The organism is Streptomyces sp. NPDC014801 (assembly GCF_043082085.1).
Lineage (GTDB): Bacteria > Actinomycetota > Actinomycetes > Streptomycetales > Streptomycetaceae > Streptomyces.
Genome location: NZ_JBIBXG010000003.1, coordinates 389758 through 405125 on the forward strand (window position 1 = coordinate 389758; position 15368 = coordinate 405125).

Sequence of the window (15368 nt, forward strand, 5' to 3'; positions counted from 1 at the left end):
TCCCAACGGATCACCACGGCCATCATGGACCATCACGGAGCAGCTTCCATGAGCACTGAGCCCACCACCATCCGCTGGGAACAGGACGACACCGGCGTCGTCACCCTCGTCCTCGACGACCCGAACCAGTCGGCCAACACCATGAACCAGGCCTTCCGCGACTCGCTCGCCGCGGTCGCCGACCGCCTGGAGGCCGAGAAGGACACGATCCGCGGCGTCATCGTCACCTCCGCCAAGAAGACCTTCTTCGCCGGCGGCGACCTGCGCGACCTCATCCGCGTCACCCCCGAGACCGCGCAGGACCTCTTCGACGGCGGCATGGCCATCAAGCGCAACCTGCGCCGCATCGAGACCCTCGGCAAGCCCGTCGTCGCCGCGATCAACGGCGCGGCCCTCGGCGGCGGCTACGAGATCGCGCTCGCCTGCCACCACCGTGTCGCCCTGGACGCCCCCGGCTCCAAGATCGGCTGCCCGGAGGTCACCCTGGGCCTGCTGCCCGGAGGCGGCGGCGTGGTGCGCACCGTCCGGCTGCTCGGCATCACCGACGCCCTGCTGAAGGTCCTCCTCCAGGGCACCCAGTACAACCCGCGCCGCGCCCTGGACAACGGCCTGGTGGACGAGGTCGTCGACACCCGCGAGGAGCTGATCGCGCGGGCCCGCGCCTTCATCGACGCCCACCCCGAGTCGCAGCAGCCCTGGGACCGCCCCGGCTACCGGATCCCCGGCGGCACCCCGGCGAACCCGAAGTTCGCCGCCAACCTGCCCGCCTTCCCCGCCACCCTGCGCAAGCAGACAGGCGGCGCCCCCTACCCGGCCCCGCGCAACATCCTCGCCGCCGCCGTCGAGGGCGCCCAGGTGGACTTCGAGACCGCCCAGGTCATCGAGGCCCGCTACTTCGTGGAGCTGGCCGCCGGGCAGACCTCGAAGAACATGATCCAGGCGTTCTTCTTCGACCTGCAGGCCGTCAACTCCGGCGCCAACCGCCCGCAGGGCATCGAGCGCCGCCAGGTCCGCAAGGTGGCCGTCCTCGGCGCCGGCATGATGGGCGCCGGCATCGCCTACTCCTGCGCCCGCGCCGGCATCGACGTCGTCCTGAAGGACGTCGCCCTGGAAGCCGCCGTCAAGGGCAAGGGCTACTCCGAGAAGCTGTGCGCCAAGGCCGTCGCCAAGGGCCGTACGACGCAGGAGAAGGCGGACGCGCTGCTCGCCCGCATCACGCCCACCGCCGACGTCGCCGACCTCGCGGGGTGCGACGCGGTCATCGAGGCCGTGTTCGAGGACACCGCGCTCAAGCACAAGGTGTTCCAGGAGATCGAGTCCGTCGTCGCGCCGGACGCGCTGCTGTGCTCCAACACCTCCACGCTGCCCATCACCACCCTCGCCGAGGGCGTGGAGCGGCAGGCCGACTTCATCGGTCTGCACTTCTTCTCGCCCGTCGACAAGATGCCCCTGGTGGAGATCATCAAGGGCGAGCGCACCGGCGACGAGGCCCTCGCCCGCGCCTTCGACCTGGTACGGCAGATCAACAAGACGCCGATCGTCGTCAACGACTCGCGCGGCTTCTTCACCTCCCGGGTCATCGGCCACTTCATCAACGAGGGCGTGGCCATGGTCGGCGAGGGCATCGAGCCCGCCTCCGTCGAGCAGGCGGCGGCCCAGGCCGGCTACCCGGCCAAGGTGCTGTCCCTGATGGACGACCTGACGCTGACCCTGCCGCGGAAGATCCGCAACGAGACGAAGCGGGCGGTGGAGGAGTCCGGCGGCACCTGGACGGCGCACCCGGCCGAGGCCGTCATCGACCGCATGGTCGACGAGTTCGGCCGCCCCGGCCGCAGCGGCGGCGCCGGCTTCTACGAGTACGACGAGAACGGCAAGCGGCTGCGGCTGTGGCCGGGCCTGCGCGAGCACTTCACGCGGCAGGGACAGGAGATCCCCTTCCGGGACATGCAGGAGCGCATGCTGTTCTCCGAGGCGCTGGACACCGTCCGGCTGCTTCAGGAGGGCGTGCTGACCTCGGTCGCGGATGCCAACATCGGCTCGATCCTCGGCATCGGCTTCCCCGGCTGGACGGGCGGCGTGCTGCAGTACATCAACGGCTACGACGGCGGCGCCGGGGCAGGTGTCGGGCTGCCCGGCTTCGTGGCACGCGCGCGTGAGCTCGCCGAGCGCTACGGCGAGCGCTTCACCCCGCCGGCCCTGCTGGTGGAGAAGGCGGAGAAGGGGGAGACCTTCACCGACGCACGGTGAGGCGCCCGTCCGGGCACGGTCGCCGGGGAGCCACGGGTCGCCGTGTCACTCCTCGGCGCCGTCCAGCCACTCCCGCAGCTCCTCCCTGAGCGAGCGCTGGAAGGTCGTGAGGAGGGCCTGCACCACCAGCGGGTGCATATGGGCGGACAGCGACTTCACGTCCTGCGGGCCGCGGTCGGCGACCGCGGCCCGCAGCAGTTCCGACAGCTCCCGCGCCGCCGCGCGGGAGTGCTCGATCAGCACCGTGCGCGCGGCCAGCACGGTCTCCTGCGACAGCGGTACGTCCAGCAGCTCCACGCCGAGCCGCAGCAGACCGGCGTCCACACGCAGGCCGTCGCCCTCCGCGGTGACGACGCCCATCGACGTGAGCCGCCGCACCTCCTCGTCGCTCAGGGCACGGCCCGCCCGCCGCTCCAGCTCCTCCCGGCTCACCGACTCCACGGTCTCCGGCGCCCAGGAGGCGACCACCGCGCGGTGCAGCGCCAGGTCCCGGGCGCTCAGATCGGCCGGCAGCTGCCGCAGGTAGCGTTCGATCGCCGCGAGTGTCATGCCCTGCCGCTGCAGCTCCTCGATCAGCGCGAGGCGTGCCAGGTGACCGGCGCCGTAGCGGCCCACCCGGCGCGGGCCGAGGACGGGTGGCGGCAGCAGACCCTTGGTGCCGTAGAAACGGACCGTGCGCACGGAGACGCCCGCGCGGGCGGCCAGCTCGTCGATCGTGAGGGTCGGCTCCTCGGTCGTCGTCATGTGCAGCAGTATCACTGTCTCACCGGCGCTGTGACACCCGTTCTGCCACGTGGACGGTCATCCGCGCGCCGTGGACGTCCGGTGAACCCCGTGTGAGAAGAACCGCTCTGTGACGTGGGCCATCGCATGAAAGGTGATCTCTCTGGGAAACTGCTGCCTTGGTCTGTGCCGTGAGGGGGTGGTGCGGGCCAAGGCACGTACGAGTCCCGAGGGCAACCCCCGCGGGCACACCAGAGAGTGGAACCACCCGTGAGCAAGGACGCCGTGCACACGGCACAGGCCGCCGCCCACCCCGCGGCGACCGCAACGCCCGCGGACGCGGGCGACGCCGGTTACAGCAAGGATCTCAAGCACCGCCACGTCAACATGATCGCGATCGGCGGCGCGATCGGCACCGGCCTCTTCCTGGGCGCCGGCGGCCGTCTCCACAACGCGGGCCCCGCGCTCGCGCTGGCCTACCTGGTCTGCGGAATCTTCGCCTTCTTCGTGGTCCGCGCGCTCGGCGAGCTGGTCCTGTACCGCCCCTCCTCCGGATCCTTCGTGTCGTACGCGCGCGAGTTCCTCGGTGAGAAGGGCGCGTACGTCGCCGGCTGGATGTACTTCCTGAACTGGTCGACGACCGGTATCGCCGACATCACCGCGATCGCGCTGTACACGCACTACTGGAGCCTGTTCACGCCCATCCCGCAGTGGGTGCTGGCGCTGATCGCGCTCGCCGTGGTCCTCACCGTCAACCTCATCTCGGTGAAGATCTTCGGCGAGATGGAGTTCTGGTTCTCGATCGTGAAGGTGGCCACGCTGGTCGCGTTCATGCTGGTCGGCATCTTCCTGCTGGCCACGCAGCACGAGGTCGGCGGCCAGACGCCCGGGATGAGCGTGATCACCGACCACGGCGGGATCTTCCCGCACGGGGTGATGCCGGTGGTCCTGGTCATGCAGGGCGTGATCTTCGCGTACGCCGCGCTGGAGCTGGTCGGCGTCGCCGCCGGCGAGACCGCCGAGCCGGAGAAGGTCGTCCCCCGCGCGGTGAACTCCATCATGTGGCGCGTGGGCCTGTTCTACGTCGGCTCCGTCGTCCTGCTGGCGCTGCTGCTGCCGGGCTCGGTGTACTCCGCCGACGAGAGCCCCTTCGTCACCGTGCTGTCGAAGATCGGCGTGCAGGGCGCCGGCGACGTGATGAACCTGGTCGTGCTCACCGCGGCCATGTCCTCGCTGAACTCCGGCCTGTACTCCACCGGCCGCATCCTGCGCTCCATGGCGATGGCCGGCTCCGCGCCGAAGTTCACCCGCGTGATGAGCCGCAGCCAGGTGCCCTACGGCGGCATCCTGCTGACCTGCGGGATCTGCGTGCTCGGCGTGGGCCTGAACTACCTGGTGCCGAGCCAGGCCTTCGAGATCGTGCTGAACGTCGCCTCCCTCGGCATCATCAGCACCTGGGTGATCATCATGGTCTGCCACCTGGTCTTCGTCCGCCGGGCGAAGGCCGGCCTGGTCACCCGGCCGCACTTCCGCCTGCCCGGCAGCCCCGTCACGGAGATCGCCACGGTCGCGTTCCTGCTGGCCTGCCTCGGCATGATGTGGAACGACCCGGAGGTCGGCCGCAAGACCCTGCTGCTGCTCCCGGTGATCGCGCTCATGCTGATCGCCGGCTGGTACGGCGTGCGCCGCCGCGTCGCCCAGAACACGGAATCCGAACTGACGGACCTGACGAAGTAGCAGCTCACCGCCCTTGTCAGAGGCATCGCCTACGGTGGCGTCATGTCGGAGATCACGTATGTCCGGGGTGACGCCACCGTGCCGTTCGGCAAGGGCGTCAAGCTGATCGCCCATGTCTGCAACGACCTCGGGGGCTGGGGGAAGGGCTTCGTCCTGGCGCTGTCGCGTCGCTGGCCGGAGCCCGAGAAGGCCTACCGCGCCTGGCACCGCGACCGCGCGGCGAACGACTTCGCCCTCGGCGCCGCGCAGTTCGTCCAGGTCGAGCCGTACGTCTGGGTGGCCAACATGATCGGCCAGCGCGGCATACGCACCGGCAGCAACGGCGTCCCGGTCCGCTACGAGGCGATCGACGCCGCACTGGCCCGGCTGGCGGACAAGGCCCTCGAGTTCGGCGCCTCCGTGCACATGCCCCGCATCGGCTGCGGCCTGGCCGGCGGCCGGTGGTCCCGCATAGAGCCGCTGATCACCGAGCGGCTGGTGCGGCGGGGCGTCCCCGTGACGGTCTACGACCACGACTGACGGACCCGCGGACCCGCGGCAGCCCGGCCGGCCGAACGTTCGCACCTGCCGGGCCTGCCGGGCCTGCCGGGCCTGCCGGGCTGTCCGGGCCTGCCGCACCGGCCGGGCTTCCGGGCCGGTGCGGTCGCGCCGCCCCGGCCCGGCGCCGGGATCAGTGGCCGTGGATCTCGTTCGTTGCCGCGATCTTCTTCCAGGACTTCGGCTGGGCCGGGGACGCCACCGTGCGCGGGGTCGCCTTCGCCGTGCGGGCCGCCGGGGTGGCCGGCTTCACCGGCTCGTACAGCCAGGTGTCGAAGAGCGCCGCGAGCGGCTTGTCGGACACCTGTTCGGCGTAGCGCTGGAAGTCGGCGACCGAGGCGTTGCCGTAGGCGTGCCGCTGCGGCCAGCCCTTGAGGATCGCGAAGAACGCGTCGTCACCGATCGCGTTGCGCAGCGCCTGGATGGCCAGCGCGCCCCGGTCGTAGACGGCGATGTCGAACTGGTTGTCCGGCCCGGGGTCGCCCGGCTTCACCGTCCAGAACGGATCGTCGGCCGGGTGCGAGGCGTACACGTAGTCCGCCAGCTCCTGCGCCGTGCCCTCGCCCTCGTGCTCCGACCACAGCCACTGCGCGTACCGCGCGAAGCCCTCGTTGATCCAGATGTCCTTCCAGCTCTTGAGGGACACGCTGTCGCCCCACCACTGGTGGGCCAGCTCGTGCACGACGACCGACGTGTTCGAGCCGTTCGCGAACTGCCGCGGGCTGTAGTACACGCGGGTCTGCGTCTCCAGCGCGTAACCCGTCGTCGTGTTGGGCACATAGCCGCCCGCCGAGGAGAACGGGTACGGCCCGAAATAGCCGCTGAGCCAGTCGACGAGCTCCCCGGTGCGCTCCACGCTCGCCCGCGCCGCCCCGTCGTTGTCGCCGAGGTCCTTGCTGTAGGCGTTGACCACCGGCACGCCGCCCTCGGAGGTGGACGTCGTGATGTCGAACTTCCCGAGCGCCAGCGTGGCCAGATAGGTCGCCTGCGGCTTGTTCTGCCGCCAGTTCCAGCGGGTCCAGCCGAGCTTGGAACTCGTCGACTGCAGCGTGCCGTTGGACAGCGCCTGCGTCCCGTCCGGCACCAGCACCGACACGTCGTAGGTGGCCTTGTCCAGCGGGTGGTCGTTGCTGGGGAACCACCACCAGGCGGCCTCGGGCTCGTTCGCCGCGATGCCGCCGTCCGGTGTGCGGTGCCAGCTGGTGAAGCCGTACGCCTTCTTCGACGACGGCACCCCGGTGTAGCGCACGACGACAGTGACGGCCGTCCCCTTGGGCAGCGGCGTCCTCGGCGTGACGACGAGCTCGTGCTCACCGGACGTGGTGAAGGCTGCCTTGACGCCGTTGACGCGGACCTCGCTCACGTCCAGCAGGAAGTCCAGGTCGAACCGCGACAGGTCCTGCGTGGTGCGCGCCAGGATCGTCGCCGTGCCCTCCAGCTCGTCGGTGGCCGGCTGGTACTTCAGCCTCAGGTCGTAGTGGGAGACGTCGTATCCGCCGTTGCCGTAGGCCGGGTAATAGGGGTCGCCGATGCCCGGGGCGCCGGGGGTGAAGCTCGCCGCCGATGCCGGGATCGCCAGCAGGACGGAGGCGGCGGCCAGTGCGCCCGGCGCGATGATTCTGCGGTGCACGAAAGCTCCAAGTCGTAGGGGACCGAAGTTCGTTCGAGCCTATTGAGTCCCTCGGCCCCCGGTCATGTCCATGGCCCCTGCTGTCACACGATCGCCATTCAGCCGTCATGACCGAAGCACGCCCACGCACCTCACCGACCCCCGTGTGCCGTCTTCTGCGCGGGAGTTGACCGTTGTAGCGTCCGCGCATGCCCAAACCCACGCGCTTCACGACCTGGAGAACGCTGGTGACCGCCGCGGTCGCCGCCCTGGCGGCCGCTCTCCTCACCCCGGCCGCCGCGCACGGCACCCCGCGCGAGAGCCGGCCCGTCTACTCGTACGAGCACGCCATCCGCGAAGCCGTCTGGGTGGACACCGGATACGACGGCGACGGCGACGGCCGCACCGACCGCGTCGCCGCCGACATCGTCCGCCCCCGCGAGCCGGCCGCCCACGGCCGCAAGGTGCCCGTCATCATGGACGCCAGCCCCTACTACTCCTGCTGCGGACGCGGCAACGAGAGCCAGAAGAAGACCTACGACACGCACGGCCACGTCGTGGGGATGCCGCTGTTCTACGACAACTACTTCGTCCCGCGCGGCTACGCCTTCGTCGGCGTCGACCTGGCCGGCACCAACCGCTCCGACGGCTGCGTCGACGTCGGCGGCCGCTCCGACGTCCTGTCCGCCAAGGCCGTCGTCGACTGGCTGAACGGCCGCGCCAGGGCGTACACCTCCCGCACCGGCACCACCACCGTCGAGGCCGGCTGGACGAACGGCCGCACCGGCATGATCGGCAAGAGCTGGGACGGCACCATCGCCAACGGCGTCGCCGCCACCGGCGTCAAGGGCCTGAAGACCGTCGTCCCGATCAGCGCCATCTCCTCCTGGTACGACTACTACTTCCAGCAGGGCGCCCCGCTGTACGACTCCGGCCCCGAGTGGCTCTCCGACTACGTCGACAGCCCCGACGCCCGCGCCCGCTGCGCCGCCGTCCAGCGGCAACTCGTCGACGGCGCGCCCCGCAGCGGCGACTGGACCCCGCTGTGGACCGCACGCGACTACGTCAAGGACGCGAAGAAGGTCCGCGCGAGCGTCTTCCTGGTGCACGGCATGCAGGACCTCAACGTGCGCACCAAGCACCTCGGCCAGTGGTGGGACGCGCTCGCGAAGAACGGCGTCCACCGCAAGATCTGGCTCTCCCAGACCGGCCACGTCGACCCCTTCGACTTCCGCCGCGGCGCCTGGGTGGACACCCTGCACCGCTGGTTCGACCACGAACTCCTCGGCTACGACAACGGCATCGACCGCGAACCGATGGCCGACATCGAGCGCGGCCCCGACCAGTGGGTCACGTCGCCCGTGTGGCCGCCGCGCGACACCCGGGCCACCGTCCTGCGCCCCGCCCCCGGTGACCGGCCCGGCACCGGCACCCTCGGCCTGCGCCGGGCCGGCGGCACCGCGACCTTCACCGACGACCCGGCGCACGGCGAGACCGACTGGGCCGCGCACCTCGACCAGCCGACCCCGGACAAGGCCGGCTTCACCACCGTGCCGCTCACCCGCGACCTGCGCCTGTCCGGCTCCGCGCAGGTGACCGTCACGGCGACCCCCACCACGGCCACGGCCCATCTGTCGGCCGTGCTCGTCGACGTCGGCCCCGCCACCATCCGCGACTACGGCGACGCGGGCGAGGGCATCACCACCCTCACCGACCGCACCTGCTGGGGTGCGAGCAGCGCCGGCGACAGCGCCTGCTTCCTGACGACGCGGGCGAAGACCACCGACGTCGGCTTCACCGTGGTCAGCCGGGGCTGGGCGGACCTCGGCACCTCCGCGCACGCCGGCAAGGGCGGGCCGCTGACCCCCGGCCGGCCGTACACCCTCACCGTCGATCTGGCGGCCACCGACCACGTCGTCCCGCGGGGCCACCGCCTCGCGCTGATCGTGGCCGGCACGGACAAGGACCTCATCGATCCGCCGTCCACCACGCCGACCCTCACCCTCGACCTGTCCCGGACCTCCGCCCGGGTGCCGCTGGCCGGCGGACCCGCCGCCTTCGCCCGCGCCACGGCGGGAGCGGCCGCCCCGGCCCCGCGTCCGACGGCTCCGGCGGCCGCGCACACGCCGCGTCCCACCTCCCGCATCCCGTAGAAGAGGCGGCCGCTCCCGCCCCGTAGGAGGAGAAGCGGCCGGGCCCGGCGCTCACGCCGGCCCGGTCGCCTCACGGCGCCCCGGACGGTAACGGAATGTGTCCCGCCGGGCACACATCGGTGACGGCGCGGGAATACTCACGGCATGTCTGCCGCGTACGCGACCTTCGGCCTGGCCCCGGCGACCCGTGCCGGCTCCGTCCGCACCGACGGCGGCTTCCAGGTGCACCGGGACTTCCTCGACTTCGTCGTCGACGGCCGCCCGCTGCTGTTCGAGCTGTCCGACCTGGACGCCGTCTCCCCGCTCGCCTCCGACGTGCCGCCCGCCATCCTCGCCGAGCAGGTCCGCGGACTGCTGCGGGAGGCCGACGCGCCCCTGCCCGGCGGGCGGTACGTCCTCTACGGCTGCCCCGAGTGCGCCGACCTGGCCTGCGGGGCGGTCACCGCGGTCGTCGAACGGGACGGCGAGGACTTCGTCTGGCGGGACTTCGCCTGGCAGACCCGCGACGACGTCGACCTGGAACGCGACGGCTACCACGGGATAGGGCCGTTCCGCTTCCGTGGCGCCGAGTACCGCGCGGCCCTGTCCGCGCTGCCTCAGGCGCGCCGCCGCCGGGTGCTGCTCATCGGGGCGCGCGTCGCCCTGCTCGCCAGGCTCGCCGCCGCCCTGCGCACCATCGGCATCGGCGCCGACATCGCGCACGACGCGGACGGCGTGCCCGCCGAGGAACTGCGCGGCTACGGCGCCGTCGTCTTCGGCCGGGGCACGGGCGAAGCCGAACGCGCCGGCGTGCGCCGGGCCTTCGCGGACGCCGGGGTGCCGGTCGCCTGCCTCGACGCGCTCGCGCCGATCGTGCCGCTGCTCGTCGCGCAGGTCGAACACGCCCTGGACCGCAGCCCCCTGGAGCAGCGCCGCCTGACCCGGCTGACCGCCACCCGGGCCGAGGCGGGCGTCGAGGTCACCTCACCCTGCCGGGTGCGGCTCACCGCGTACCGCCTGGACCGGCTCTCCCGCACCCACGCCCACGAGGTCTTCGACGGCATCCTCCCGCCCGGCAGCCACCGCGTCCCGCTGGAGGCCAAGGCGGTGCGGGGCGAGGCGTACCTGGTGGCGCGCACGGCGGGCGGCGTCCTCGTGGAACCGGTGCGCTGACCGGCGCGCAAGCACGGGAAGCCGCCGCAGGCCTCCGCCCGTCTCCCGACGGCAGAGCCTGCCGTTAGGATCGGCGCCCTGATGACTGCCACCCTCGTCGCCAAGAACCTCGCCGCCGGGCACGGCGACCGCTCGCTGTTCTCCGGGCTCGACCTCGTCGTCGCGCCCGGCGACGTGATCGGTCTGGTCGGTGCCAACGGCGCGGGCAAGTCCACCCTGCTGAAGCTGCTCGCGGGGCTCCTGCCGCCCGAGGAGGGCGAACTGCGGCTCTCCCCGCCCACGGCCACCGTCGGCCATCTGCCGCAGGAACCGGAGCGCCGGCCGGGGGAGACCGTGCGGGAGTTCCTGGCCCGCCGCACCGGCGTGGCCGCCGCCCAGCGCGCCATGGACGAGGCCACGCAGGGCCTGGTCGACGAGGTGCCCGGCGCGGACGACGCGTACGCGGCGAGCCTGGAGCGCTGGCTCGGCCTCGGCGGAGCCGACCTCGACGAGCGCGCCGAGGAGGTCGCCGACTCCCTCGGCCTCGCCGTCGGCCTGGACCAGCCGATGACGTCCCTGTCCGGGGGCCAGGCGGCCCGCGCCTCCCTCGCCTCGCTGCTGCTGTCCCGCTACGACGTCTTCCTCCTCGACGAGCCCACCAACGACCTCGACCTGGACGGCCTGGAGCGGCTGGAACGCTTCGTGAGCGGACTGCGCGCCGGCACGGTCGTCGTCAGCCACGACCGGGAGTTCCTCACCCGCACGGTCACCAAGGTCCTCGAACTCGACCTCGCCCAAGGGCGGATCAACCTCTACGGCGGCGGCTACGACGCCTACCTGGAGGAGCGCGAGGTGGCCCGCCGGCACGCCCGCGACGACTACGAGGAGTACGCCGACAAGAAGGCCGCGCTGGAGGACCGGGCCCGTACCCAGCGCGCCTGGATGGACAAGGGTGTCAAGAACGCCCGGCGCAAGGCGGGCGACAACGACAAGATCGGCCGCAAGTTCCGCAGCGAGGCCAGCGAGAAGCAGGCCGCGAAGGCCCGGCAGACGCAGCGGCTGATCGAGCGCCTGGACGTCGTCGAGGAGCCGCGCAAGGAGTGGGAACTGCGCATGGAGATCGCTGCCGCCCCGCGCTCCGGCGCGGTCGTGGCGAGCCTGCGGGACGCCGAGATCCGGCGCGGCGACTTCACCTTCGGCCCCGTCTCCCTGCAGATCGACTGGGCGGACCGGGTGGCGGTGACCGGCGCGAACGGCGCGGGCAAGTCCACCCTCCTCGGCGCGCTGCTGGGCCGGATCCCACTGGACGCCGGGCACGCGGCGCTCGGCTCGGGCGTGCTGGTCGGCGAGGTCGACCAGGCGCGGCGGCTGTTCCACGGGTCCGAGACCCTGCTGGACGCGTTCCACGCGGCGGTGCCCGACACCGAACCGGCCGACGTGCGCACCCTGCTCGCCAAGTTCGGCCTCAAGGCCGGCCACGTGCTGCGCCCGGCGGCCACGCTCTCACCGGGCGAGCGCACCCGGGCGGCGCTGGCGCTGCTGCAGGGCCGCGGCGTCAACCTCCTCGTCCTGGACGAGCCGACCAACCACCTCGACCTGCCGGCCATCGAGCAACTGGAGTCCGCCCTCGACGCCTACGAGGGCACGCTGCTGCTGGTCACCCACGACCGCCGCATGCTGGACGCGGTCCACGTCACCCGCCGCCTGGAGGTCGCCGACGGCAAGGTGACGGAACGCTAGAACCCCTCACTGCGCGGCGATGCGCGTCGCCAGTTGCGGATAGTGGACGACGAACCCGTCCGCGTCGATCTCCAGGTCGCTCCGGAAGGAACCGGAGGAGTAGCGCACCCGGCCGCCGCCGCCCGACAGGCGGGCGAGATGGGTGTAGGTCTGCCGGGACGGCCGGACCACCAGGCCCGGCACCGACACCCAGGCCATGAGGAACTCCTGCTCGCCCTCCGCCCGGTGCAGCGCGTGCCGCAGCACCGGCATGGTGTTGGTGAGCGGGCTGAGCCCGAGGTCGCAGTCGAGGGCGCCGGTCAGCTGGGGCAGCTCTTCCCCGTCGGCGCTCCAGCCGCCCCGGCCGTCGTGCCGCAGCTCCAGCGTGCGGGTGCGGGCGGCGGTCTCGGCGGTCACCCGCAGCCGGGTCGTGACGAAGCCGTCGGAGGTGTCGAGCTCGTAGGAGATCCAGTACGGCTCGGGCGTCGTGCCGACCGCACGGCCCCGGGCGTGCAGGACGTCCTCGCCGCGCTCGATCCACGCGGTCTCGCAGCCCCCGCTCGCCGGCACGTCCCAGGTGAGCACACGGGAAGTGGTCATACGGCCACTGTACGAGCGCGCCCGGCCCCGCCCCCTGCGGAACCGGAACCGGGCGCGCCCGTCGTATGTCCTAGCGGCGGCCCTTGCCCTCGCCCAGCAGGCCCGCGCGGCGCAGGGCGTCGGCCATGGCGCTGTTGGCCGGGGCTGGGGCCTGACGGCCGCCGCCGCCGTTCCCGCCGCCGCGGCCCTGGCGCTGCTGCGGCGGGCGCCCGCCGCGCTGCCGGCCGCCGCCGGGGGAGGCGGCCTTCTCCTGCGGGGCCGCCTCGTCGTCCAGCCGCAGCGTCAGCGAGATCCGCTTGCGCGGGATGTCGACGTCGAGGACCTTCACCTTCACGATGTCGCCGGGCTTGACGACGTCGCGCGGATCCTTGACGAACGTCTTCGACATCGCGGAGACGTGCACCAGACCGTCCTGGTGGACACCGACGTCGACGAACGCCCCGAAGGCGGCCACGTTGGTGACGACGCCCTCCAGGATCATCCCGGAGCTCAGGTCGGAGATCTTCTCCACGCCCTCCTTGAAGGTGGCCGTCTTGAAGGCGGGCCGCGGGTCCCGCCCGGGCTTCTCCAGCTCCTTGAGGATGTCGGTGACGGTCGGCAGGCCGAAGGTCTCGTCGACGAAGTCCTGCGGCCTGAGCGAGCGCAGCACCGAGGTGTTGCCGATCAGGGAGGCGACCTCCTGCCCGGTGGTCTTCACCATCCGCCGCACCACCGGGTAGGACTCCGGGTGCACGCTGGAGGCGTCCAGCGGGTCGCTGCCGCCGCGGATGCGCAGGAAGCCCGCGCACTGCTCGTACGCCTTGGGGCCGAGCCGCGGCACCTTCTTCAGCTCCGCGCGGGAGGTGAAGGGACCGTTGGCGTCGCGGTACGCGACGATGTTCTCGGCGAGCCCGGAGGTGATGCCGGAGACGCGGGCCAGCAGGGGCGCGGACGCGGTGTTCACGTCGACGCCGACGCCGTTCACACAGTCCTCGACCACCGCGTCCAGCGAACGGGACAGCTTCACCTCGGACAGGTCGTGCTGGTACTGGCCGACACCGATCGACTTCGGGTCGATCTTGACCAGTTCGGCCAGCGGGTCCTGCAGCCGGCGCGCGATGGACACCGCGCCGCGCAGCGACACGTCCATGTCGGGCAGCTCCTGCGAGGCGAACGCCGACGCCGAGTACACCGACGCGCCGGCCTCCGACACCATCACCTTGGTGAGGTTCAGCTCCGGGTGCTTGGCGATGAGTTCACCGGCGAGCTTGTCGGTCTCACGGGAGGCGGTGCCGTTGCCGATGGCGATCAGCTCGACCGCGTGCTCCTTCGCCAGCCGGGCCAGCTTGGCGATGGCCTCGTCCCACCGGTTCGCCGGGACGTGCGGGTGGATGACGTCGGTGGCGACGACCTTGCCGGTGGCGTCGACCACGGCGACCTTGACGCCGGTGCGGAAACCGGGGTCCAGGCCGAGCGTCGCGCGCGTGCCCGCGGGGGCGGCCAGCAGCAGGTCCCGCAGGTTGGCGGCGAACACGCCCACCGCCTCGTCCTCGGCGGCCGTGCGCAGCCTGAGGCGCAGGTCGATGCCGAGGTGGACGAGGATCCGGGTGCGCCAGGCCCAGCGGACCGTGTCCTTCAGCCACTTGTCGGCGGGACGGCCGCGGTCGGCGATCCCGAACTTCGCGGCCACGATGCCCTCGTACGACGACGGGCCGTCGGTGGGCTCCTCCGGCTCCAGGACGAGGTCGAGGACCTCCTCCTTCTCGCCGCGCAGCATCGCGAGGACGCGGTGCGAGGGCAGCTCGGTGAACGGCTCGGCGAAGTCGAAGTAGTCGGCGAACTTCGCGCCCGCCTCCTCCTTGCCCTCCCGCACCTTCGCGACCAGCCGGCCCCGCACCCACATGCGCTCGCGCAGCTCGCCGATCAGGTCGGCGTCCTCGGAGAACCACTCGGTGAGGATCGCGCGGGCGCCGTCCAATGCGGCCTGCGGGTCGGCGACGCCCTTGTCCGCGTCGACGAAGGCCGCGGCGGCCGCCGACGGGTCGACGGACGGGTCGCCCAGCAGGCCCTCGGCCAGCGGCTCCAGCCCGGCCTCGCGCGCGATCTGCGCCTTGGTGCGGCGCTTGGGCTTGTAGGGCAGGTAGATGTCCTCCAGCCGCGCCTTGGTCTCGGCGCCGCGGATCCGCGCCTCCAGCTCCTCGGTGAGCTTGCCCTGCTCGCGCACCGACTCCAGGATCGCCGTGCGACGCTCCTCCAGCTCCCGCAGATAGCGCAGCCGCTCCTCGATCGTGCGCAGCTGCGCGTCGTCGAGCATCTCGGTCGCTTCCTTGCGGTAGCGGGCGATGAAGGGCACCGTCGAACCGCCGTCGAGCAGCTCCACGGCGGCCTTCACCTGCCGCTCCCGTACGCCGAGCTCCTCGGCGATCCTGCCTTCGATGGACCCTACGAGGGGTGTGGTCACGATCCCGTACCGCCTTCTCCACTTCGGGTTGCGCGGCAATTGTGGCAGGCGGCACCGACAAAGGGGCAGCAGGGCGTGCCCGGCGCCGCGGCCGCGTCGGCGACGGCGCGCGGCGGCGGGCTCACGGGCTCGCGGGCCCCGGACCGGCGGGAAAGACGCCCGGGCCCTCAGGCCCCGTGCCCCCGCGCGGTTCCCGAGGCCCCGCCGAACAGCCGGGCAACGGCCCGGAACGGCAGCGTCACCACCGTGGCCACCGCCGAGCCGGTCTGCCGCAGTACGTCAGCGATCGCACGCAACACGGAACGTCCCCTCCGCTCTCGTTCGTCCGATGTGCCGCCCGGCCGGGCGGCCGGGCGCAGCGGAACGAGTACCGCGGGGCCGCACACCCATGCCGGTCCGGGGCGTGAGCGAGGACGGCGGTGGTCGTGCCCGCACCTTGCCGACCTCGGTATCGGCTCCCGCGCCGGCCGGC

The 15368-nt window shown here is 72.3% G+C and carries 11 protein-coding genes; 6 read left to right on the forward strand and 5 right to left on the reverse strand.

Annotated elements, in window-relative coordinates:
- Positions 1-48 precede the first annotated feature (48 nt).
- The gene (locus ACF1AL_RS08410) at positions 49-2247 is read left to right on the forward strand and encodes a 3-hydroxyacyl-CoA dehydrogenase NAD-binding domain-containing protein (RefSeq protein WP_391825619.1); all 2199 of its coding nucleotides are present in this window, start codon (positions 49-51) and stop codon (positions 2245-2247) included.
- Positions 2248-2292: 45 nt separating this feature from the next.
- Here the strand turns inward: ACF1AL_RS08410 and ACF1AL_RS08415 are convergent, their stop codons facing one another.
- Complete coding sequence (locus ACF1AL_RS08415; RefSeq protein ID WP_366834774.1) at positions 2293-2991, reverse strand: MerR family transcriptional regulator; 699 nt, start codon at positions 2989-2991, stop codon at positions 2293-2295.
- Between the two features lie 249 nt (positions 2992-3240).
- Here ACF1AL_RS08415 and ACF1AL_RS08420 point away from each other — a divergent pair, with 249 nt between their 5' ends.
- Both ACF1AL_RS08420 and ACF1AL_RS08425 read left to right on the forward strand, forming a co-directional pair.
- Positions 3241-4707: an amino acid permease gene (locus tag ACF1AL_RS08420; RefSeq protein WP_391780394.1), complete on the forward strand. Its 1467-nt coding sequence runs from the start codon at positions 3241-3243 to the stop codon at positions 4705-4707.
- 42 nt (positions 4708-4749) lie between these two features.
- On the forward strand, positions 4750-5226 hold the full coding sequence (locus ACF1AL_RS08425) for a macro domain-containing protein (protein WP_391780393.1): 477 nt from the start codon (positions 4750-4752) through the stop codon (positions 5224-5226).
- 151 nt (positions 5227-5377) lie between these two features.
- On the opposite strand, the gene ACF1AL_RS08430 is transcribed toward ACF1AL_RS08425, so the two are convergent.
- Entirely contained in the window at positions 5378-6874 is a 1497-nt protein-coding gene (locus ACF1AL_RS08430; protein ID WP_391825620.1) for a M1 family metallopeptidase, read from the reverse strand.
- Between the two features lie 188 nt (positions 6875-7062).
- Between ACF1AL_RS08430 and ACF1AL_RS08435 the strand changes: the two genes are divergently transcribed.
- The 3 genes from ACF1AL_RS08435 (at position 7063) to ACF1AL_RS08445 (ending at position 11877) form a co-directional block, all read left to right on the forward strand.
- Positions 7063-9006 carry a Xaa-Pro dipeptidyl-peptidase gene (locus tag ACF1AL_RS08435; protein WP_391825621.1) on the forward strand — a complete coding sequence of 648 codons (1944 nt, stop codon included), beginning with the start codon at positions 7063-7065 and terminating at the stop codon, positions 9004-9006.
- 144 nt (positions 9007-9150) lie between these two features.
- Positions 9151-10158, forward strand: coding sequence for an oxidoreductase (locus ACF1AL_RS08440; RefSeq protein ID WP_391825622.1), 1008 nt, complete (start codon positions 9151-9153; stop codon positions 10156-10158).
- 81 nt (positions 10159-10239) lie between these two features.
- Positions 10240-11877, forward strand: a complete 1638-nt coding sequence (locus ACF1AL_RS08445) for an ABC-F family ATP-binding cassette domain-containing protein (RefSeq protein WP_391658252.1) — start codon at positions 10240-10242, stop codon at positions 11875-11877.
- Positions 11878-11883: 6 nt separating this feature from the next.
- On the opposite strand, the gene ACF1AL_RS08450 is transcribed toward ACF1AL_RS08445, so the two are convergent.
- The 3 genes from ACF1AL_RS08450 to ACF1AL_RS08460 form a co-directional block, all read right to left on the reverse strand.
- Positions 11884-12456 (reverse strand): putative glycolipid-binding domain-containing protein, encoded by a 573-nt coding sequence (locus tag ACF1AL_RS08450; protein WP_366834782.1) that lies wholly within the window; start codon positions 12454-12456, stop codon positions 11884-11886.
- 70 nt (positions 12457-12526) lie between these two features.
- Entirely contained in the window at positions 12527-14896 is a 2370-nt protein-coding gene (locus ACF1AL_RS08455; RefSeq protein ID WP_391825623.1) for a Tex family protein, read from the reverse strand.
- Between the two features lie 167 nt (positions 14897-15063).
- A complete protein-coding gene (locus tag ACF1AL_RS08460) occupies positions 15064-15195 on the reverse strand; it encodes an LPFR motif small protein (RefSeq protein WP_366834784.1) in 132 nt (43 codons plus the stop codon).
- Between the last annotated feature and the right edge of the window lie 173 nt (positions 15196-15368).